The organism is Microbacterium sp. SORGH_AS_1204, assembly GCF_030818935.1.
In the GTDB taxonomy this organism is placed as follows: Bacteria; Actinomycetota; Actinomycetes; order Actinomycetales; family Microbacteriaceae; genus Microbacterium.
This window is the reverse complement of record NZ_JAUTBD010000001.1, coordinates 791,255-810,822: the sequence shown is the minus strand read 5'-3', so window position 1 is coordinate 810,822 and position 19,568 is coordinate 791,255. Positions and strand designations below refer to the sequence as shown.

General features: G+C 70.6%; 13 protein-coding genes, 1 tRNA gene and 1 pseudogene. 6 read left to right on the top strand and 9 right to left on the bottom strand.

The features are described 5' to 3' along the window. Nucleotides 1-476: 476 nt before the first annotated feature. The 8 genes from nusG to gabT all read right to left on the bottom strand — a co-directional run bounded on the left by nusG (nucleotide 477) and on the right by gabT (nucleotide 9,039). Complete coding sequence (gene nusG, locus QE410_RS03745; RefSeq protein WP_307328033.1) at nucleotides 477-1,586, bottom strand: transcription termination/antitermination protein NusG; 1,110 nt, start codon at nucleotides 1,584-1,586, stop codon at nucleotides 477-479. A 60-nt stretch (nucleotides 1,587-1,646) separates the two neighbouring features. Further along, nucleotides 1,647-1,910 carry a preprotein translocase subunit SecE gene (gene secE, locus QE410_RS03740; protein WP_058232724.1) on the bottom strand — a complete coding sequence of 88 codons (264 nt, stop codon included), beginning with the start codon at nucleotides 1,908-1,910 and terminating at the stop codon, nucleotides 1,647-1,649. A gap of 42 nt (nucleotides 1,911-1,952) precedes the next feature. Beyond that, nucleotides 1,953-2,025 (bottom strand) — tRNA-Trp (locus tag QE410_RS03735). Between the two features lie 285 nt (nucleotides 2,026-2,310). Next, on the bottom strand, nucleotides 2,311-3,672 hold the full coding sequence (locus QE410_RS03730) for an NAD-dependent succinate-semialdehyde dehydrogenase (RefSeq protein WP_307328027.1): 1,362 nt from the start codon (nucleotides 3,670-3,672) through the stop codon (nucleotides 2,311-2,313). 58 nt (nucleotides 3,673-3,730) lie between these two features. Further along, entirely contained in the window at nucleotides 3,731-5,290 is a 1,560-nt protein-coding gene (locus tag QE410_RS03725; RefSeq protein WP_307328025.1) for an APC family permease, read from the bottom strand. Continuing rightward, on the bottom strand, nucleotides 5,287-6,159 hold the full coding sequence (locus QE410_RS03720; protein WP_307328023.1) for a universal stress protein: 873 nt from the start codon (nucleotides 6,157-6,159) through the stop codon (nucleotides 5,287-5,289). Before QE410_RS03720 ends, QE410_RS03725 begins: the two co-directional genes overlap by 4 nt. After that, nucleotides 6,156-7,610 (bottom strand): NAD(P)/FAD-dependent oxidoreductase, encoded by a 1,455-nt coding sequence (locus QE410_RS03715; RefSeq protein WP_307328021.1) that lies wholly within the window; start codon nucleotides 7,608-7,610, stop codon nucleotides 6,156-6,158. Before QE410_RS03715 ends, QE410_RS03720 begins: the two co-directional genes overlap by 4 nt. Nucleotides 7,611-7,689: 79 nt before the next feature. Next, nucleotides 7,690-9,039: a 4-aminobutyrate--2-oxoglutarate transaminase gene (gabT, locus tag QE410_RS03710; protein WP_307328019.1), complete on the bottom strand. Its 1,350-nt coding sequence runs from the start codon at nucleotides 9,037-9,039 to the stop codon at nucleotides 7,690-7,692. A gap of 92 nt (nucleotides 9,040-9,131) precedes the next feature. Here gabT and QE410_RS03705 point away from each other — a divergent pair, with 92 nt between their 5' ends. Beyond that, on the top strand, nucleotides 9,132-10,667 hold the full coding sequence (locus tag QE410_RS03705) for a PucR family transcriptional regulator ligand-binding domain-containing protein (protein WP_307328016.1): 1,536 nt from the start codon (nucleotides 9,132-9,134) through the stop codon (nucleotides 10,665-10,667). A gap of 533 nt (nucleotides 10,668-11,200) precedes the next feature. Further along, nucleotides 11,201-12,028 (top strand): endonuclease domain-containing protein, encoded by an 828-nt coding sequence (locus QE410_RS03700; RefSeq protein WP_307328013.1) that lies wholly within the window; start codon nucleotides 11,201-11,203, stop codon nucleotides 12,026-12,028. Nucleotides 12,029-12,322: 294 nt separating this feature from the next. Here QE410_RS03700 and QE410_RS03695 read toward each other — a convergent pair whose 3' ends face one another. Further along, nucleotides 12,323-13,798, bottom strand: a complete 1,476-nt coding sequence (locus QE410_RS03695; RefSeq protein ID WP_307328011.1) for a helix-turn-helix transcriptional regulator — start codon at nucleotides 13,796-13,798, stop codon at nucleotides 12,323-12,325. A gap of 128 nt (nucleotides 13,799-13,926) precedes the next feature. On the opposite strand from QE410_RS03695, the gene aceA reads away from it, so the two are divergent. The 4 genes and pseudogenes from aceA to QE410_RS03675 all read left to right on the top strand — a co-directional run bounded on the left by aceA (nucleotide 13,927) and on the right by QE410_RS03675 (nucleotide 19,558). After that, a complete protein-coding gene (gene aceA / locus QE410_RS03690) occupies nucleotides 13,927-15,243 on the top strand; it encodes an isocitrate lyase (protein ID WP_307328007.1) in 1,317 nt (438 codons plus the stop codon). A gap of 215 nt (nucleotides 15,244-15,458) precedes the next feature. Then, nucleotides 15,459-17,072, top strand: a complete 1,614-nt coding sequence (aceB, locus tag QE410_RS03685; protein ID WP_373459359.1) for a malate synthase A — start codon at nucleotides 15,459-15,461, stop codon at nucleotides 17,070-17,072. A 240-nt stretch (nucleotides 17,073-17,312) separates the two neighbouring features. Continuing rightward, nucleotides 17,313-18,513: pseudogene (locus QE410_RS03680) on the top strand (pyridoxal phosphate-dependent aminotransferase). 760 nt (nucleotides 18,514-19,273) lie between these two features. After that, nucleotides 19,274-19,558: an endonuclease domain-containing protein gene (locus QE410_RS03675; RefSeq protein ID WP_307334330.1), complete on the top strand. Its 285-nt coding sequence runs from the start codon at nucleotides 19,274-19,276 to the stop codon at nucleotides 19,556-19,558. The last annotated feature ends 10 nt before the right edge of the window (nucleotides 19,559-19,568 follow it).

Genomic DNA, 19,568 nt, shown 5'->3' with positions numbered 1-19,568 from the left:
TCCGATTTGTCGGGGCACTTACGTCAGTCCGCGGTGAGCGCCGGCGGGCGGCGAGACGCGCGCGGGCGTCGCTCCGCGCGCGCCGCGCGGCCGTGCCGCGAGCCGCCACCCACGACGCCGGCATGAGAAACGGCATCCGCCGCAAGAAACAACGCGGCGAGGCGTTCGCTCCCGCGGATGGCGTTTCTCGACGCATGCGCCCAGGACAACCACGCCACACCGCCGCACACACCGACACCGCCGCACGCCACCCACGCCGCCCCGGTCGCACACGCACAAGCCGCCGCCCACGACGCCAGCACGAGAAACGGCATCCGCCGCAAGGAACAACGCGGTGGGGCTTTTCCTCCCGCGGATGGCGTTTCTCGACGCATGAAGAGCAGGCGGAAACGTCGCACCACCGGTCCGCACCCACGAAAATGGCGAACGCCCCGCGGCCGGAGCCGGGCGGGGCGTTCGCGAGGACGCGCGGGGCGTCAGACCATCTTGGTGACCTGGTCGAACGACAGCTCGACGGGGGTCTCGCGCTCGAAGAGCGACACGAGCACGGTGAGCTTGCCGCTCTCGGGCTTGATCTCGCTGATCGTGCCGGGAAGACCCGCGAACGAGCCCTCCTTGATCGTGATCGTCTCGCCGGCCTCGAAGTCGACCTCGGCGGGGATGACGCGCTGAGCGGTCGGGGCGCCCTTGGCGGCACCGGCCTTGGCGGGAGCGGACTCCTTGACCTCGACCAGGCTCTTCAGCATGTTGAAGGCCTCTTCGAAACGCAGCGGCGTGGGGTTGTGGGCGTTGCCCACGAAGCCCGTGACACCCGGGGTGTGACGCACGACCGACCAGGTGTCTTCGTTGAGGTCCATGCGCACCAGCACGTAGCCGGGGATGCGCACGCGGTTGACCATCTTGCGCTGGCCGTTCTTGATCTCGACGACGTCCTCCATGGGGACCTCGACCTGGTAGATGTCGTCCTCGACCTCGAGCGTCGACTTGCGCTGCTCGATGTTGGCCTTCACCTTGCGCTCGAAACCGGCGTAGGAGTGGATGACGTACCACTTGCCCGGAAGCGAGCGCAGCTCGGTGCGGTACGCCTCGTACGGGTCGGCGTCTTCGTCGATGTCGGCGGCAGCGTCGGCAGGCGACTCGCCGGCCTCGACCTCGTCGACCACGCCGGCGGCGGCGGAGACCTCGTCGACGAAGTCCTCGTCGAGCACGGGCTCGTCGGGCTCACCGTTGACGTCGGGACCGTCGTAGGGAGTGACCTCTTCGGCAGCCTCTTCGGCCTCTTCGGCCTGCTCCTCTGCCAGGGAGTCGTTGAGGACCTCGGCGGCAGCCTCGGCCTCGCTGGTCTCGTCGATCTCGAGTGCGTCGTTCACGATGGCGTCCGCCTCCGGGTCGGTGATGTCGATGTCGCCGAGGTCGGCGTCGTCGACCTCCGCCTCGTCGTCCACGATGTGGACCGCCGCGTGCTCAGCGGAGTCGGAGGCACGCTCCTGAGACTCCAGCACGTTGCCCTCCTGGGCTTCGTCGTCCTCGCTGGACTGCTCGGCTGCCGTCGCCCAATCGGCGTCGTCGACATATCTTTCAGACACTGTGATCTCTTCCGTTCAGAGGCGGCCGCTCTTGGCGCCGCACGTCCGCGCGAGCGCCGGTCAGGCGCCGGCGGTACCGGGGACGCCGAAGACGGCGGTGGTGATCCACACGAACAGCACGTCGAGGCCGTAGACGATCGCCATCATGACGACGACGAACCCGAGGACCACGGCGGTGAACTTCAGCAGCTCCTGCCGGGTCGGGGTGACGACCTTGCGGAGCTCTGCGAAGACCTGACGGATGAAGAGGGCGATCCGCGCGAAGAAGTTCAGCTTCTTCTCGCGGGGGGCGTCGCGCTCGGCGACGATCTCGTCCTGAGTCATCGAACCACCTTGGTCATTGTCTGTGCCAGCGTGCGCTGTGCGCAGGGCGGACAGGAATCGAACCTGCAACCTGCGGTTTTGGAGACCGCTGCTCTGCCAATTGAGCTACCGCCCTAAGATCCCGAGGGATCCAGGATTCGAAACCACACGCTCGCGCCTGGAATCTCTCGGGGGAGGATGCCGCGTACCCGAAGGCACGGCGAAAGAATGCAGATTTCGACTGCACTCCCCAGTCTATGCCATGTCCCCCGCCCTGGCGAACCGAGCCGGGCCGGTGCACCCGTGTCGCCGGGCTCGCGCCCCGCTCCGCCGAGCGGACGGGGACGCGCCGAAAGCCCCGTCTCGGGGCGCGAGAGAGCCCCCGACGCGGCGGTCCGAGCCGGGGGCGCGCACGCGAGGATCAGGCCGTGCGGATGAGCTTCTTGTTCACGAACTCGTCGGCCGCGAGCAGCCCCAGCTCGCGCGAGGTCCCGCTGCGCTTCACCCCGCCGAAGGGCAGTTCGGGCGAGTCGGCGAGCACGAGGTTGACGTAGACCATGCCGGCCTCGAGGCGATCGGCGATGCGCTGGGCCTGCTCGGCATCCGTCGTGAAGACGTACGACCCCAAGCCGAACCCGGTGCCGTTAGCCACCTCGATCGCCTCCTCCTCGTCGGACACGCGGTAGACGGTGCCGACGGGGCCGAAGAACTCCTCGCCGTACGCGTCCATCTCGCTCGTGACGCCGGTCAGCACCGTGCCGGGGTAGAACGCCCCGTCGCGCGTGCCGCCGACCTCGACGGTGGCCCCCTGCGAGACGGCGCGCTGCACCTGCTCGTCGAGGCGCTCCGCGGCGGCGAGCGACGACAGCGGGCCGAGCACGGTGTCGGCGGCGAACGGGTCGCCGACCTTCGCCTCGCCGAGGGCCGCGGTGAACTTCGCCAGGAACGCGTCGTAGAGCTCGTCGATGACGACGAAGCGCTTGGCGCCGTTGCACGACTGGCCGTTGTTGTCGAGGCGCGCGTCGACGGCGGCCTGCACGGCGGCATCCAGGTCGTCCGTGGACAGCAGGATGAAGGGGTCGGAACCGCCGAGCTCGAGCGCGACCTTCTTCAGGTTGCGTCCCGCGATCTCGGCCACCGCGGCGCCGGCGCGCTCGGAACCCGTGACCGAGACGCCCTGCACGCGCGGGTCGGCGATGATGATCGCCGCCTGATCGTTCGTCGCGCGGATATTGACGTACGCCCCCTCGGGAAGCCCCGCGTCACGGTAGATCGCCTGCAGCGCCTCGGCGGATTCGGGGCACTGGGGGGCGTGCTTGAGCAGGATCGTGTTGCCGACCGCGAGATTGGGGGCTGCGAAGCGGGCGACCTGGTAGTACGGGAAGTTCCACGGCATGATGCCCAGCAGCACGCCGAGGGGCGACCGGCGGATGACCGCGGTGCCCTCACCGAGGATGTCGAGCGGGGCGTCGCCGGTGATCTGGTCGATGACGTCGGCGTAGTACTCCGTGATGTCGGCGGCGAAGTCCACTTCGCCGAGCGCCGCCTCCAGCGGTTTGCCCATCTCGCGCACGATGATCGCGGCGAGATCGTCGCGGCGCTCACGGTGCAGGTCGGCGACCCGGCGAAGGGCGTCGGCCCGCTCGGCGGGGGAAGTCCGCGACCAGGCGCGGTAGCCGTCGTGAGCGGATGCCAGGGCGTTCTGGACGCCGGCATCGGTCAGCGTGTCGTACTCGGCGATGGTCTCCCCCGTGGCGGGATTGACGACGGCGTAGTCGCTCATGGTGCTCCTTCTCGTTTCGGGTGTCAGGACATGCCGCGGCGGGCGGTTTGGGAGGATCTCACGACGTGCGGCGCCGGCGGGCGCTGGCGGGCGCCTCCCAACCCAGGGTCTCACCGCGGAAGAACGCCGGGCTCGCGATGCGCTGCGCCACCATCAGCACGAGGCCTACGACGATGATCACCACCGTGATGACGAAAACCAGCCCCACGCCACCGATCTCCGAGCCGGAGCCGTACGACGGGTCGGCGCTGTCGATCAGGGTCGTCACGAACAGCACGGCGAGGATGACGCCGCCCACGAGCGGGGCGAGCAGGGTGAGGAAGACGTTGCGGGCGGAGTCGAACCACTGCTTGCGGAAGTACCAGACGCAGGCGAAGGCGGTCAGGCCGTAATAGAAGCAGATCATCGCACCCAGGGCGGTGATGGTGTCGGTGAGCACACTCTCACTGACCACGCGCATGATCGCGTAGAAGGCCGAGGCGACGATGGCCGACACGATCGTGGCATAGCCCGGCGTGAAGAACCGCGGGCTGACCTTCGCGAACTTCTTCGGGAGGGCGTCGTAGTGCGCCATGGCCAGCAGCGTGCGGGCGGGGCCGACGAAGGTCGCCTGGAGCGAGGATGCCGAGCTGGTGAGCACCGCGAGCGACACGAGGAAGGCGAGGGGTCCGAGGATGGGCCCGGAGAGGTGGAAGAAGACGTTCTCCTGGATGTCTTCGTTGCCCAGGCCCAGTTCGCCCGTGCCGTTGCCGGCGAACATCAGCAGGGCCACGGCGATGAGCAGGTACAGGGCGACGATGAGGAACACCGTCACGGTGGCCGCACGCCCGGGCGTCTTGTCGGGGTCCTTCGTCTCCTCGTTCATGGTGAGGATGACGTCCCACCCCCAGAAGATGAAGATCGACAGCGAGAGACCGGCGGCGAAGGAGCTGAACGAGTCGACCTCGAACGGGTTGAACCACGACGCCTGCACCGGACTCGCATCGAAGGCGTTGCCGTTCAGCATCTCGACCACGGCCGCTCCGGCGAACACCAGCAGCACGAGGACCTGGAATCCGACCAGGCCGTACTGCAGGCGCTGCGTGGTCTGGAGGTCGCGGTACGACACCACGGTCGCGAGGAACATGAACAGCAGGCACACCGCAATGTTGATCGGCACCACGCGGGTGAGTTCGGCGATGTCGGCGTTGCCGGTGATCTGCGCGATGAGCAGAAAGAGGAAGTCCACCGCGATTCCGGCGAGATTCGACAGCACGATGACGGTGGCGGCGACAAGGCCCCAGCCCGCCATCCAGCCGACCCACGGCCCGAACGCGCGGGCGGCCCAGGTGAACGAGGTGCCGGCATCCGGCATCCGGGAATTCAGCTCGCGATACCCCAGCGCCACGAGAAGCATCGGGATGAAGCCGACGAGGATGATCGCCGGCACCTGGAATCCGACGGCCGAGACCGTGGGGCCCAGAGCACCGGTGAGCGTGTAGGCCGGGGCGATGGTCGAGATGCCGATGACGACGGCGCCGATCATACCGATCGAGCCGACGCGCAGCCCCTTGTTGGAGATGCCGGTGGTGACGGCGCTGTCGGGAGCCGGGCTCGCACCGAGGGGCTGCTGGGTCATGACGAGACCTCCTGGGTGCGGGGCACCACGATCATCGGGACGGGCAGGGCGCGCAGGATCCGCCCTGCGGTGGAGCCGAGGAACAGCCGACGCGGTTGGGCGAGACGGCTCGAACCGACGAGGGCGATCTCGCCGGACTGCCAGTCGATGCGCGAGACGGCGTCTTCGATGTCGCTGCCGGTGCCGACGACCGCTTCGGCGGGCACCTCGTCGGCGAGCGACGCGCGCACCGTGTCGAGCACGCTCGCGGCGTGTGTCTGACCGGTGAGCCGGGTGAGACCGGCGTCGACGCGATCGGGGAGGTCGACACCCGCGAGCGACACCAGGCGCAGCGGCGCCGTGGCCCGGCGGGAGAGGGATGCCGCGGTGTCGAGGAGCACGTCGGCACCGGGGCGGGTGCCGATCGCGGCGGTGACGCGCGGGAGGCCGACGCTCGGATCGACGGCGCGCGCGCCCTCGGGTGCCAGGGCGACGGGGACGGGAGCCGAGTGCACCAGCTCTTCGGCCGTGGTGCCGAGACGGTGACGGCCGCGCGGTCCTCCCCCGCCGGTGCCGATGACGACCAGTCCCGCGTCGAATTCTGCGGCGGCGGCGACCAGCCCCTCCGACACCGACGGCGCGACGCGCACGTGGCCCCGGATGCCGGGGTACGGCGCCACCGCGTCGCGCAACCATCCACGGGCGGTGTCCTTCACGAGGCGCTCGTAGGCGGCATCCACCGGGATCGAGACGTTGTTCTCGGCCGACGGCAGCACCACCACGACGTGCACCGAGGCATCGAGCGCGGCGCCGAGACGGGCGCCGAGGGCGACGGCATCCGCCCCCGCCTCGGTGGCGGTGTAGCCGACGACGATCCGGTCGATGCTCATCCGCGGACCCGCTCGAGGATCTCGCCGGCCGCGCGGTGGCCCTGACGGATCGCACCGTCGACGTGCTGGTAGCCGGCGCCGGCCATGTCGCTGCAGGCGAGGTGGATGACGCCGACGGGCTCGCGCAAGTCGGCGCCGTAGCGGTGGAGGCCGCCGAGGTCGAAGCTCGCCGCGTACGCGCCGCGGGTCCACTCCTCGGTGCCCCAGTCGCTCTCGTAGTAGACGACCGGGTTCTTCGCCTCGGGTCCGTAGTAGTGCGACAGCGACTCGAGGATGCGCTGCTTGCGCTCCTGGGCGCTGAGGCGGAAGACATCGTCGGCGTTCTGGTCGGACACGAAGCCCACGAGCGTGCCACGCTCGTCGCCGTGGTTGGTGTTGTCGTAGGCCTCGTGGCACAGCTCGTACGGGCTGAAGGCGGTGCCCGACAGGCCCTGCTCGCGCCAGAACGGCGTCTCGTACACGGCATGCACCTTGATGACGAAGCCCATCGAGATGTGCTGGTGCATCTGGTGCTGCAGGCGCGGCAGCGGGGGCTCGAACGAGATGCGCGGGTACAGCACCGGCGCGAGCGCGAGGATCGCGAAGCGGGCGCGGACGGTGACGCCGTCGGCGATCACGGTGACGCCGTCGGTGGAGGATGCCGCGGCCTCGACGCGGGCGGTCAACGCCCGGAGGTCGGCGACCCGCCGGCCCGTGCCCGCTGAGCGGTCCGGCGCCGCGGAGTCGGCACCCCAGATGATGCGCCGCACCGGCTGGTTCAGCAGAACGTCGTCGCCGAGGCGCTCGGCGAGCAGCTCGGGCACCTGCTGCAGACCGCCGGCCACGCGCCTGTCGAGGATGAAGTCGGCGTCGACGAGGTTCGAGTACGAGCCCGCGGATGCCGCCATGAGCAACGACTGCAGCAGCGAGAACGTGTGCGTGGGCTTGGTGAGCATGGCGGACCCCGTCGCGAAGGCGAGGTTGCGCACGGCCTCGTCGTCGTCGGTCTGTTGTCGCAGCCAGGCGTCCCACGAGATCCTGTCCCACTCGTCGGCGTTCGGATGCTCCCACGGCTTGTCGGGGTCGATCTCGGCCACCATGGCATCCAGTCGCGCGGTGACCTCGTCGATGACCTTCTCGGTCTCGGGCGCGACGGGGAACATCTCGCCGGTGAAGCGTCTGGCCTCTCCGTCGGCGCCGACGTAGACGCTCTCGCCCTCGCGGTAGCGGCTGTACGTCTCCAATCCCAGCTCGGCGACGGTGTCGATGAGCGCGGTCTGATCGGGCGAGACCCACTGTCCGCCCAGCTCGAGCATCGCGCCCTCGACGGTGTCGGTCCACAGGCGCCCACCCACGCGGTCGCGTGCTTCGAGCACCACGACCGAGAGTCCGGCCGTGCGTAGGTCGTTCGCGGCGGTGAGCCCGGCGGCGCCGGCGCCGATCACGACCACGTCGCGGGTGATGTCATCCATGAAAACGTCCTTACTTCTCGTGCGGAGTCGAGGGGGTGACCCAGCGGCGGTGGATCCCACGCCGCCGCCAGGATGTCCGTCAGATGCGGTCGAGGGCCGCCGCGACGACGTCGAGGCCCTCGTTCAGCAGCTCGTCGCCGATCGACAGCGGCGGCAGGAACCGGATGACGTTGCCGTACGTGCCGCAGGTGAGGACGATCACTCCCTCGGCGATGGCGGCTTTTGCGACCGCGGCGGTGAGGGCGGCGTCGGGCGCTCCCGTGGTGGGGTCGACGAACTCGGCGGCGACCATCGCGCCGTGTCCGCGGACGTCCCCGATGCGCGGGTCGTTCTGTTGCAGCCGGTGCAGGCGTGCCTTCAGCACGTCGCCGATCTGCTGTGCGCGCTCGATGAGCCCCTCGTTCTCGAACGCGTCGATGGATGCCAGAGCAGCGGCGCACGCGATCGGGTTGCCGCCGTAGGTTCCGCCGAGTCCGCCGGTGTGGGTGGCATCCATGATCTCGGCGCGTCCGGTGACGGCGGCGAGGGGAAGGCCCGCGGCGATGCCCTTCGCGGTGGTGACGAGGTCGGGGACGATGCCGAAGTGCTCGCTGGCGAACATCGCGCCCGTGCGGGCGAAGCCGGACTGCACCTCGTCGGCGATGAAGACCACGTCGTTCTCGCGGCACCAGTCGACGACGGCGTTCAAGAAGCCGTCGGCGGGCACGATGAACCCGCCCTCGCCCTGGATCGGCTCGATGATGACGGCGGCGAGGTTGTCGGCGCCGACCTGCTTCTCGATCAGCGAGATGGCCTTGGCCGCGGCCTCGGGGCCGGTGAGCCCGTCGCGGAACGGGTACGACAGGGGCGCGCGGTAGACCTCGGCGGCGAAGGGGCCGAAACCGCTCTTGTACGGCATGTTCTTCGCGGTGAGCGCCATCGTGAGGTTGGTGCGGCCGTGATAGGCGTGGTCGAAGGCGACGACGGCCTGGCGACCGGTGAACTTGCGGGCGATCTTGATCGCGTTCTCGACGGCCTCGGCGCCGGAGTTGAACAGGGCGCTCTTCTTCGCGTGATCCCCCGGGGTGAGGCGGTTGAGGGCCTCGGCGACGGCGACGTACGAGTCGTAGGGCGAGATCATGAAGCACGTGTGGGTGAAGGCGGCCACCTGGTCCTGCACGGCTTTGACCACCGCGGGGTGCGCGTTGCCGACGCTGGTGACGGCGATGCCCGAGCCGAGGTCGATGAGCGAGTTGCCGTCGGCGTCGACGACGACTCCCCCGCCGGCGGCGATGGCCTGAATCGGGACCGTGTGACCGACACCGGACGCCACGGCCGCGGCCTTGCGATCGAGCAGCTCCTGCGAGCGGGGACCGGGGATGGCGGTGACGAGGCGGCGCTCCTGCGGGAGCGAGGGACCGCCGACGAGGGGAAGGGTGTCGAGGCTCATGGCGGCGATGCTACGGATGGCGCAACGCGGGTCGCACTCACCTGGCTGTACAGTCGCTGGCACCGTCGTATACGTCTCGTACAGGAGGAAGCATGGTCGCCGACGCCGTGGGCCCGCCCAGCCTGCGGGCGTTGCTCACCCGGCGCGACCTGCACCTGCGCCTCGTCGTTAACGAGCGGAACCTGCCACCCGGCGCCGTCGACCGCCCGGTGCGGTGGGTGCACTCCAGCGACCTCGCCGACCCGACCCCGTTCCTCAGCGAGGGGCTCGTGCTGCTGACCACCGGCACGCAGTTCGCCGACGCGACCCCCGCCGACTACACCGCCTACGTCGGCCGCCTCATCGCCCGCGGCGTGCGGGCGCTGGGCTTCGGCACGGAGGTCGTGCGCGACGGCATCCCCGCCGGTCTCGTCGACGCGTGCGCCGAGGCGCGGATGCCGCTGTTCGAAGTGCCCTACCGCACGCCCTTCATCGCGGTGGCCCGGGCCGGCGCCGAGGCGATCGCCGCCGACGCGTACGCACGACGCAGCTGGTCGCTCGCGGCGCAGCGGGCCGTGTCGCTGGCGGCGCTGCGCCCCGACGGGCTCTCGGCCACCCTCGCCGAACTCTCACGGCAGCTCGACTGCTGGGTGGGACTGTTCGACGCGGCGGGCGCCGTGCGCGACGAGCATCCGGTGGGCGCCCTGGCATTCCCCGCCGTCGACGCCGTGGCCACCGAGGTGACGACGATGCTGCGCCGTGGCACACGGGCCGCCGGTACCGTACGCGTCGGCGACGCCTCGGTCACCGTGCAGACACTGGGGCGCGGCGGGCACCTGCGGGGAGCCCTTGCGATCGAAGCCTCCGACCTCGATCACGAGGCCCGCAGCGTCGTGACCGCGGTCGTCGCGATGGCCGCGCTCGCGCTCGAGCAGCAGGACGGCCTCGGCCGGGCGATCGGCACGTTCCGCGCGGGACTCGTGCAATCGCTGAGCGGTGACGATCCCTCCCTCGCCCGGCGGGCGGCCCGCGACCTGCTCGGTCCCCTTCCGACCGCCCCGGTGATCGTGGCGGTGACGCCGGCGGCATCCAATCGCTCGACGGCGCTGACCGAATGGCTCGAACGCCGCGCGCAGGAGCGGCGGGGCGAGTTGTTCTTCGGTCGCGGCGACGACGGGCTGGTCGTCGTCGTGCCGGCGGGCGCGCGGGAGCTGCTCGCCGAGATCGCCGACCGGTTCGAGACGGTCGTCGGCTGCTCCGCGCCGACCGGCTACGACAGGTTCTCGGGTGCCCTCACCCAGGCGCGCACCGCGCGCGACCGGGCCGCGACGCCCGGGGTCGCCGACTTCGCCGACACCGCCCGTGCCGGGCTCATCGCCGCCCTCGGTTCGGAGGGGGCGCGAGCCGTGGCCGCGGACGCCCTTGCACCGCTGCGCGGCTACGACGCCGCGCACGGCTCTGCGCTGGTGGAGACGCTCGACGCGTGGCTCTCGAACGACTGCTCGCACGAGGCCACGGCGCACGCGCTCGGCATCCACCGCCACACCGTGCGCGCACGCGTCGCCCAGGCCGAGCGGGTGATCGACCGCGACCTGTCGTCGTTCGCCGCCCGCGCGGAACTCTGGGCCGCGCTGCGACTCGCCGAGTAGGCGGCCCCGACAGGCGGGCGGGGTCTGCGAGCACAACGGCGGAGTTGTCGAGCGCCGCGCCGAGCCGCGGGCGTCGGGCCCGGCGTGTCGCCGAAGCTCCCTGCCGTTGTGCACACTGCCACCCGCGGCCGACCCGTTGTGCACACCGCCGCCCCGCGGCCGACCCGTTGTGCACACCGCCACCCCGCGGCCACCCCGCGGGCACAACGGCAGGACTCCTCTGCGACACGCCGAGCCGCGCGCGCCGGGCCCGGCGTGTCGCCCAAACCCCCTGCCGTTGTGCACACCGCCACCCCCGGCCGACCCGTTGAGCACACCGCCGCCCCGGGCCGACCCGTTGTGCACAACGGCAGGACTCCTCCACGACACGCCGAGCCGCGCTCGCCGGGCCCGGCGTGTCGCCAGACTCCCTGCCGTTGTGCACACCGCCGCCCGGCGGCCCGCGGATGCGGCGGGTCCTCCCCAGGCACGACCTGTTCACAAATCACTCCGACCGGTGCCTCGTCGCTCTGACGATCACGCAGCGTGGACGCATGTGCGTCGGCGACTCGGCAATTTTTACGTTCAGCGAGCTGCGGAGCGCGGGGCGCTCCCGCCGGACGATCGCGGCCGAAGTGGCATCCGGATTCCTCCTCCACCTGCGTCGTGGTGTCTACGCCGAACGCGGAACCTGCGAACCCGTCGTCTCGGCCGCTCAACACGGGGGAACGCCCGCGTGCGTGACGGCAGCGCGGCACCTGGGTCTCTGGGTGCTCGAAGGAACGGACCAGATTCACGTGTGGATGCGTGAAGCCGGGCACGGCTACCCTCACGACGGTTGCTCGTGCATCCTCCATTGGAGCGACATCCCCCTCGAGCGGGCCTTCGCGTCCCTCCCGATCGCCCACGTCCTCCGGCAGATCCTGCGGTGCCGCGGAGTCGAGCAGTTCTTCGTCGCGCTCGAATCCGCGTTGCGACTGCGACTTCTGCGCAGCTCGGACCGCGCTTGGCTGCACGACAACACGAACGCGCACGGGCGCGAGGCGCTCCGCCTTGCGCGGTCGGATGCCGATAGCGGGCTCGAATCGCTCGTGCGGTGGCGCCTGCGGAACCGGCGCCTGCCCGTGCGAACGCAGGTGAAAGTCGTCTCGGTGGGGCGCGTCGACCTCATCATCGGCGACGTGCTCATCGTCGAGGTCGATGGCGCGCCCTTCCATGACGGTGAAAGCCAACGCCACCGCGATCTCCGACGCGACGCCCATGCCGCCGCGTGGGGGTACATCACGCTGCGGTTCGACTACGCGCTCGTCGTGCACGACTGGCCCACGGTCGAAATGGCGATCCTGGCGTACGTCGACCGCAATCTGCACCTCGCGCGCTGACCTCCGGCGGCCAGATCGTCGTCCGGCGCGCGCCGGCGCACCCGCCGCGGAACCGACACCCGGGCCACCTCCACCGGAGCACACGACGCGAGATCGCCGTGCGGTGCAGCCGCCACCGCCGCCGAGCACAACAGCAGGAATCTCCACCGACACGCCGCCCCACGGCAACCACACCCCGCGCGCCACCGAAAACCACCGCCGTTGTGCACGCCGCACCCGCCGCGAACCGACACCCCAGCCGCCGCACCCGCCACGGAACCGACACCCCAGCCGCGGCCGTGCACGGGGGCGTGGTCACGACGGGGCGTGCGCGGCGAGGAACTCGTACATCTCGGTGGTGTCGACGCCGGGGAAGGCGCCCGTCGGCAGCGTCGCCAGCAGCGTCCGCGGCGTGCGCACGTTGGGCCACGCCTGCCCGCGCCACGCGGCCTCGAGCTCCGCCGGTGCGCGGCGGCAGCACGTCTCGACCGCGTGCCGTGAGACACCGCGGTTCGTCGTGTCGCGGCCCCGGAACCACCGCGTGTCGTCGAAGCGCACCCCCACGCTCACCGAGTGCGCGCCCTCGCTCGACTGCTCCACGCGCGCGGTGCACCAGTACGTCCCGTTGCCGGTGTCGGTGTACTGGTAGTACGGGTTGAACAGGTCGTCCTCGTCGAACACGACACGACTCGTCCACCGCCGGCAGCACATCTGCCCCTCGATCGACCCGAGGCGGTCGGTGGGGAAGTTCACGTCGTCGTTCTCGTACGCCTTCGTGATCGTCCCCGACTCGTGCACCTTGAGGAAGTGCACCGGGATGCCGAGGTGCACGGTCGCGAGATTCGTGAAGCGGTGTGCGGCGGTCTCGTACGACACCGAATAGGCGTCGCGAAGATCCTCGATGCTGATCGCGCGCCGCTCCTTGGCCTCGCGCAGGGCCGGCACGACATGGGCTTCGGGCAGCAGCAGCGCCCCCATGAGGTAGTTCGTCTCCACGCGCTGGCGGAGGAACTCGTCGTAGCTGGTCGGTTCACCGTGGCCGAGGATCCGGCTCGACAGCGCTTGCAGCACGGCCGCGCGCGGGTCGCCCTTGGCGACCTTGGTCGACAGGTACAGCCGGCCGTTCTTGGCATCCGCGATGCTGCGCGTCGACGACGGCAGGTCGGGCACGTAGTGCAGCGTGAAGCCGAGGTGCGCGGCGATGTCGCTCGCCCCGCGCTGGGTCAGAGGTCCGCCCGGGTGCGCGATCGCCTCCCGGATCTCGGATGCCACGCGCTCCAGCTCCGGGAAATGGTTGTCCTGGGTGCGCATGAGACGGCGGAGGGCGACGTTGGCGCGCCGCGCCTCCTCGGGGGTCGCCGAGCGTTCCTCGCGAAGCCGCTCGATCTCGGCCTGCAGCGCGAGCATCGCCGCGAGCGCTTCGTCCGGCACCGCGCGTCCGACGCGGAACGGCGCAATCCCCAGGGCCTGGAACGTCTGCCCGCGCATCGCTCGCTCGACCGACAGCTCGAGCGTGGCGCGGGCGTCGAGGGGCTCGGCATCCAGGATCTGGTCGAGCTTGCACTCCAGCGCGCGGGCGATCGCCTGGAGCAGCGTGAGCTTGGCCTCTCGGCGGCCGTTCTCGATCATCGACATCTGGCTCGGCGCCCGCCCGACCGCGGTGGCGAGGTCGTCGAGGGTCATGCCGCGCGCGGTGCGCAGCTGACGGATGCGTCGGCCGATGGTGAGGGTGTCCACCTCTTCATGGTCGAGCGGAAGGGATGCCGAAGAAATCGAGACGCCGGTGTCCATACGCCAGAGTCTCACAGGCGCAGAAGATCGGGCAATCTTCACAGCGCGGATGCGGTTTCAGGGCGGTGATCTTCGCTCACAGTTGTCGTCACGGGGCACCGACGCCCCGTCACCCGAAGGAGGACGACATGACGATCCAGGCCACCCCCGGTCAGCCCGCTCTGCGCCCCGGCGACCAGACCGAGACCGCCGCCGAGCTCCGTGCCTCGTGGGAAGCCGACCCCCGGTGGGAGGGCATCGAGCGCACGTTCTCGGCCGACGACGTCGTGCGCCTGCGCGGCACCGTTCGCGAGGAGGCGACGCTCGCCCGCCGCGGGGCCGAGAACCTCTGGAACCTCATCCACACCGAGGAGTACGTCCGTGCTCTCGGCGCCTACACCGGCGGCCAGGCCGTGCAGCAGGTGCGCGCCGGGCTCAAGGCCATCTACCTCTCGGGATGGCAGGTCGCCGCGGACGGCAACCTCGCGGGTCAGACCTACCCCGACCAGAGCCTGTACCCGGCCAACTCGGTGCCCGCCGTCGTCCGCCGCATCAACAACGCCCTGCTGCGCCAGGACCAGATCGAACGCGCCGAGGGGGAGGTCACGCAGGACTGGCTCGCCCCGATCGTCGCGGATGCCGAGGCCGGCTTCGGCGGACCGCTCAACGCCTACGAGCTCGCGCAGTCGCTCATGCAGGCCGGGGCCGCCGGCATCCACTGGGAGGACCAGCTCGCCAGCGAGAAGAAGTGCGGCCACCTCGGCGGCAAGGTGCTCGTGCCGATCCAGCAGCACATCCGCACGCTCAACGCCTCGCGTCTCGCGGCCGACGTCGCGGGCGTGCCGACCGTGATCATCGCGCGCACCGATGCCCTGGCGGCCGACCTGCTCACGAGCGACGTCGACGAGCGGGATGCCGAATTCCTCACCGGCGAGCGCACGACCGAGGGGTTCTACCGGGTGCGCCCGGGACTGGATGCCGTCATCGCCCGCGGTCTCGCCTTCGCCCCCTACGCCGACCTGCTGTGGGTGGAGACCGGCGAGCCCGACATCGAGCTCGCGCGCCGTTTCGCCGAGGCCATCCACGCCCGCTACCCCGGCAAGAAGCTGGCGTACAACTGCTCGCCGAGCTTCAACTGGAAGCGCCACCTCGACGACGCGCAGGTCGCGACGTTCCAGGCGGAGCTGGCGGCGATGGGCTACGCGTTCCAGTTCATCACGCTCGCGGGCTTCCACGCCGTCAACCACTCCATGTTCGACCTCGCCCGCGGCTACGCCGAACGCGCCATGAGCGCCTACGTCGAGCTGCAGGAGGCCGAGTTCGCCGCCGAAGCGAACGGCTACACCGCCACGCGCCACCAGCGCGAGGCGGGCACCGGCTACTTCGACGTCGTCTCGACCGCCCTGAACCCCGAGAGCGCCACCCTGGCTCTCGCGGGTTCGACGGAGACCGCGCAGTTCCACTGACCGCCGCTCCGCGCTCTCTCTCCACCCCGCGCCCCGGCCGCGCGACAACACCCCGCGCCCCCGCCGCGCGACAACACCCCGCGCCCCCGCCGCGCGACACCACCTCGCGCCCCGCCGCCCACCCCTCGTCACTGACTCAGAAGAAAGCCACGACCATGACACTCATCACCTCTCCCCCGCCCACCCCGACCCGCGCGTACCCCGCAGAGTCCCGGATGCCGAGCACTCCGGCATCCGTCCCGCACCTGCGCCTCGAGCGGCCCCTCGAAGGACGGGACGCCGAGATCCTCACCCCGGCGGCCATCGCCTTCCTCACCGAGCTGCACGACCGCTTCGCCCGGCGCCGTCACGACCGGCTCGCCGCGCGCCTGCGTCGCCGGTTCGAGATCGGCAACGGCGACGACCCGCACTTCCGCGCCGACACCGCCCACATCCGCGACGATCCATCGTGGCGCGTGGCCGGAGCGGGCCCGGGCCTCGAGGACCGCCGCGTCGAGATCACCGGGCCCACCGACCCGAAGATGACGATCAACGCATTGAACTCCGGCGCGCGGGTGTGGCTCGCCGACCAGGAGGATGCCACCAGCCCCACCTGGCGCAACGTCATCGGCGGGCAGCTCTCGCTCTACGACGCCATCCGCGGGCAGCTGTCGTTCACGAGCCCCGAGGGCAAGCGCTACGAGGTCACGGCCGAGCGCACCCCGACCATCGTGATGCGACCGCGCGGGTGGCACCTCCCCGAGAAGCACGTGACGTTCACCGATCGCGCGGGTCGCGAGCTGCCGGCATCCGGATCCCTCGTCGACTACGGGCTGTACGTGTTCCACAACGCCCACGCCCTGATCGCGGCGGGCCGGGGGCCGTACTTCTACCTGGCGAAGATCGAGTCGGCCGAGGAGGCGCGGCTGTGGGATGACGTGTTCTCGTTCACCGAGGAGCGCCTGGGTCTGACGCACGGAACCATCCGGGCCACCGTGCTCATCGAGACGCTTCCCGCGGCGTTCGAGATGGAGGAGATCCTGTTCGCCCTCCGCGACCACTGCGCGGGTCTCAACGCCGGACGCTGGGACTACATCTTCTCGATCATCAAGACCTACCGTGGGCGCGGGGCGCGCTTCGTGCTGCCCGACCGCAGCGAGGTGACCATGACGGTGCCGTTCATGCGGGCCTACACCGAACTGCTCGTGCAGACGTGCCACAAGCGCGGCGCCTACGCCATCGGCGGCATGAGCGCGTTCATCCCCAACCGTCGGCGCCCCGATGTGACGCAGGCGGCGTTCGAGAAGGTCGCCGCCGACAAGCGGCGCGAGGCCGGCGACGGGTTCGACGGCACCTGGGTGGCTCACCCCGACCTCATCCCGGTGGCGCGCGCCGAGTTCGACGCGGTCCTGGGCGAGGAGCCGAACCAACTCGGGCGCACCCGCGAGGAGGTGCTGGTCGACCCCGCAGACCTGCTCGATCTGCGCATCGGCCTGCCGATCACCACGGCGGGCGTGCGCGGGAACGTGTCGGTGGCCGTCCGCTACATCGAGGCATGGCTGCGGGGCCTCGGCGCGGTCGCGATCGACGACCTCATGGAAGACGCCGCGACCGCCGAGATCTCACGCTCGCAGATCTGGCAATGGATCCACCAGGACCGCGAGACCGCCGACGGCACCGCCATCACGCGTTCCTTCGTCGAGGGCCTGATCGCCGACGTGCTCGCCGAGGCGCAGCGCTTCGACGGCGATCGCTTCGACGACGCCGCCGAGGTGTTCCGCGAGGTGGCGCTGCGCGAAGAGTTCCCGGCCTTCCTCACCCTGCCGGCGTACGCGAAGTACCTCGACTGACCCCGGGCACGGCGCCCCTTCCGCGATCGGCGGGAGGGGCGCCGTGGCGCGCGGCGCCAGGGGTGCGGGGCGACCGGCGGAGACGCGGGGTGCTGAGGCGACGGGCGGGGATATGGCGCGCGGGGTGCGGGGCGACGGGCGGAGACGCGGGGCGCGGGGTGCGGTATAGCCATTCCTGCCAAGGATGGGATCGGCGATCTGCCCCTCGGCGCGCCGGGGCGAAACACTAGGCTCGGAACCGTGACTTCCCGTGCCCCGCTCTCTCGCAAGCTGTCCGCCATCGCCGAGTCGGCGACCCTCAAGGTCGATGCCAAGGCCAAGGCCCTTCAGGCCGCCGGTCGCCCGGTGATCTCGTATGCCGCGGGCGAGCCGGATTTCGCGACCCCGTCGTTCATCGTGGATGCCGCCGCCGAGGCGCTGCACGACCCCGCGAACTACCGCTACACCCCCGCCGCAGGGCTCCCGGTGCTGCGCGAGGCCATCGCCGCCAAGACGCTGCGCGACTCGGGCCTCGAGGTCGCCCCGTCGCAGGTCATCGTGACCAACGGCGGCAAGCAGGCGGTGTACCAGGCGTTCCAGACCGTGGTGAACCCCGGCGACGAGGTGCTGCTGCCCGCGCCCTACTGGACGACCTACCCCGAAGCGATCGCCCTGGCCGACGGCACGCCCGTCGAGGTGTTCGCCGGTGCCGACCAGGACTACAAGGTCACCGTCGCCCAGCTCGAGGCCGCCCGCACCGACAAGACGACGGTGCTCGTCTTCGTGTCGCCGTCGAACCCGACCGGCTCGGTCTACACGGCCGAGGAGACCGCCGAGATCGGCCGCTGGGCGCTCGAGCACGGCATCTGGGTCATCACCGACGAGATCTACCAGAACCTCACCTATGAGGGCGTGCGCGCCGTCTCGATCGTGGAGGCCGTCCCCGAACTCGCCGATCAGACGATCCTGCTCAACGGCGTGGCCAAGACCTACGCCATGACCGGATGGCGCGTGGGCTGGATGGTGGGACCGGCGGATGCCATGAAGCTCGCCGCCAACCTGCAATCGCACCTGTCGAGCAACGTCAACAACGTCGCGCAGCGCGCCGCCGCGGCAGCTCTGAACGGCCCGCAGGACGAGGCGGAGCAGTTCCGCCTGGCGTTCGATCGCCGGCGTCGGCTGATCGTGTCGGAGCTGTCGAAGATCGACGGCGTCGAGGTGCCCAACCCGCTCGGCGCGTTCTACGTGTACCCCGACGTGCAGGGCGCTGTTGAACCGTTCGTGGGGCGGGGTGACCCCCACCACGTCGCTGGAGCTCGCCGACCTCATCCTCGAGCAGGCCGAGGTCGCCGTCGTGCCCGGCGAGGCCTTCGGCCCGAGCGGCTACCTGCGCCTGTCGTACGCCCTCGGCGACGAGCAGCTCCTCGAGGGCGTCCAGCGCCTCCAGCGCCTCTTCGCCTGACCTCCGCGGCGCCCAGATCGCGTGAGGGGTCAATCTCTGTCGCCGAGCTGCCCGCTCGGCGACAAAGATTGACCCCTCGCGCGTCTGCCTGTGGAGAACGCACACGACGGGCGACCGGTTGCAGGCACTATGACGGATGCCGATTCCCCGCTCTCCCGCTTCTCTCGCTCCCTCACCCGCATTCACCGTGGCCGAGGCCCGAAGCGCGGGCCTGTCTGCGAGCACCCTCCGCTCAGCCGCGTGGTCCATGCCCTATCGCGGCATGCGGGTCACGCACGATCACGAGGATCACGAGCGGCTCGGCGCGCTTCTGCGCGCGCTCCCCGCCTCCGCCTTCTTCTGCGGGCCGACCGCCGCGCTCCTCCAGGGACTCCCCCTGCCGTCCTCTGTCGCGTCGAAGGCGCAGAAGACACCGGTCGTCGGCGTCCCTCACGACCACGTGCGAATCCGGCGGCCCGGAACCGTGGGCAGGCGGCTGCTCGTCGATGCTCGCGACATCGTCGTCGTCAACGGCATCCGTTGCACGTCGCCTCTGCGCACCTGGGCGGAGCTTGCCGCATCGCTCTCGGTTCCACAGCTGACCGCGATCTCCGACCGCCTGATCTCCCACCGGAGTCCTCTTGCGTCGCGCGAGGAACTCGAGTGCATCCACCGACGCTTCCTCGGCGGCAGAGGGTCGAAAGCGCGACGACTCGCGATCGACCTCGCCAACGACCGGGCGGAGTCACCGCGAGAGACCGAACTGCGAGTGCTGCTCGTGATGGCCGGACTGCCGGAGCCCGAGTGCAACGTCGAGATCTTCCACGGGCAGCGCTTCGTCGCGCGGGTCGATCTCCTCTACCGGCACGCCCGACTGATCATCGAGTACGACGGAGACCATCACCGCGACGCGGACCAATGGAGCAGGGACCAGGTGCGGCGCGCCGAGTTGGAATCGCTGGGCTACCGCTTCACCACAGTGACCGCCCGCGACTTCGACGACCCGACGGCTCTTCTCGCACGTGTGCGCCGGCTCCTCGCCCAGGGCGCCCCCGCTCCCGCGTGAGGGGTCAATC

Excerpts from the sequence above, each read along its gene's own strand:
- QE410_RS03705 (WP_307328016.1), top strand. The coding sequence starts at position 9,132 with ATGGTCGCCGACGCCGTGGGCCCGCCCAGCCTGCGGGCGTTGCTCACC.
- gabT (WP_307328019.1), bottom strand. The coding sequence starts at position 9,039 with ATGAGCCTCGACACCCTTCCCCTCGTCGGCGGTCCCTCGCTCCCGCAG.
- QE410_RS03725 (WP_307328025.1), bottom strand. The coding sequence starts at position 5,290 with ATGACCCAGCAGCCCCTCGGTGCGAGCCCGGCTCCCGACAGCGCCGTC.
- aceB (WP_373459359.1), top strand. The coding sequence starts at position 15,459 with ATGCCGAGCACTCCGGCATCCGTCCCGCACCTGCGCCTCGAGCGGCCC.
- aceA (WP_307328007.1), top strand. The coding sequence starts at position 13,927 with ATGACGATCCAGGCCACCCCCGGTCAGCCCGCTCTGCGCCCCGGCGAC.
- QE410_RS03730 (WP_307328027.1), bottom strand. The coding sequence starts at position 3,672 with ATGAGCGACTACGCCGTCGTCAATCCCGCCACGGGGGAGACCATCGCC.
- QE410_RS03715 (WP_307328021.1), bottom strand. The coding sequence starts at position 7,610 with ATGGATGACATCACCCGCGACGTGGTCGTGATCGGCGCCGGCGCCGCC.
- QE410_RS03720 (WP_307328023.1), bottom strand. The coding sequence starts at position 6,159 with ATGAGCATCGACCGGATCGTCGTCGGCTACACCGCCACCGAGGCGGGG.
- secE (WP_058232724.1), bottom strand. The coding sequence starts at position 1,910 with ATGACTCAGGACGAGATCGTCGCCGAGCGCGACGCCCCCCGCGAGAAG.
- QE410_RS03695 (WP_307328011.1), bottom strand. The coding sequence starts at position 13,798 with ATGGACACCGGCGTCTCGATTTCTTCGGCATCCCTTCCGCTCGACCAT.
- QE410_RS03675 (WP_307334330.1), top strand. The coding sequence starts at position 19,274 with ATGGCCGGACTGCCGGAGCCCGAGTGCAACGTCGAGATCTTCCACGGG.
- QE410_RS03700 (WP_307328013.1), top strand. The coding sequence starts at position 11,201 with ATGTGCGTCGGCGACTCGGCAATTTTTACGTTCAGCGAGCTGCGGAGC.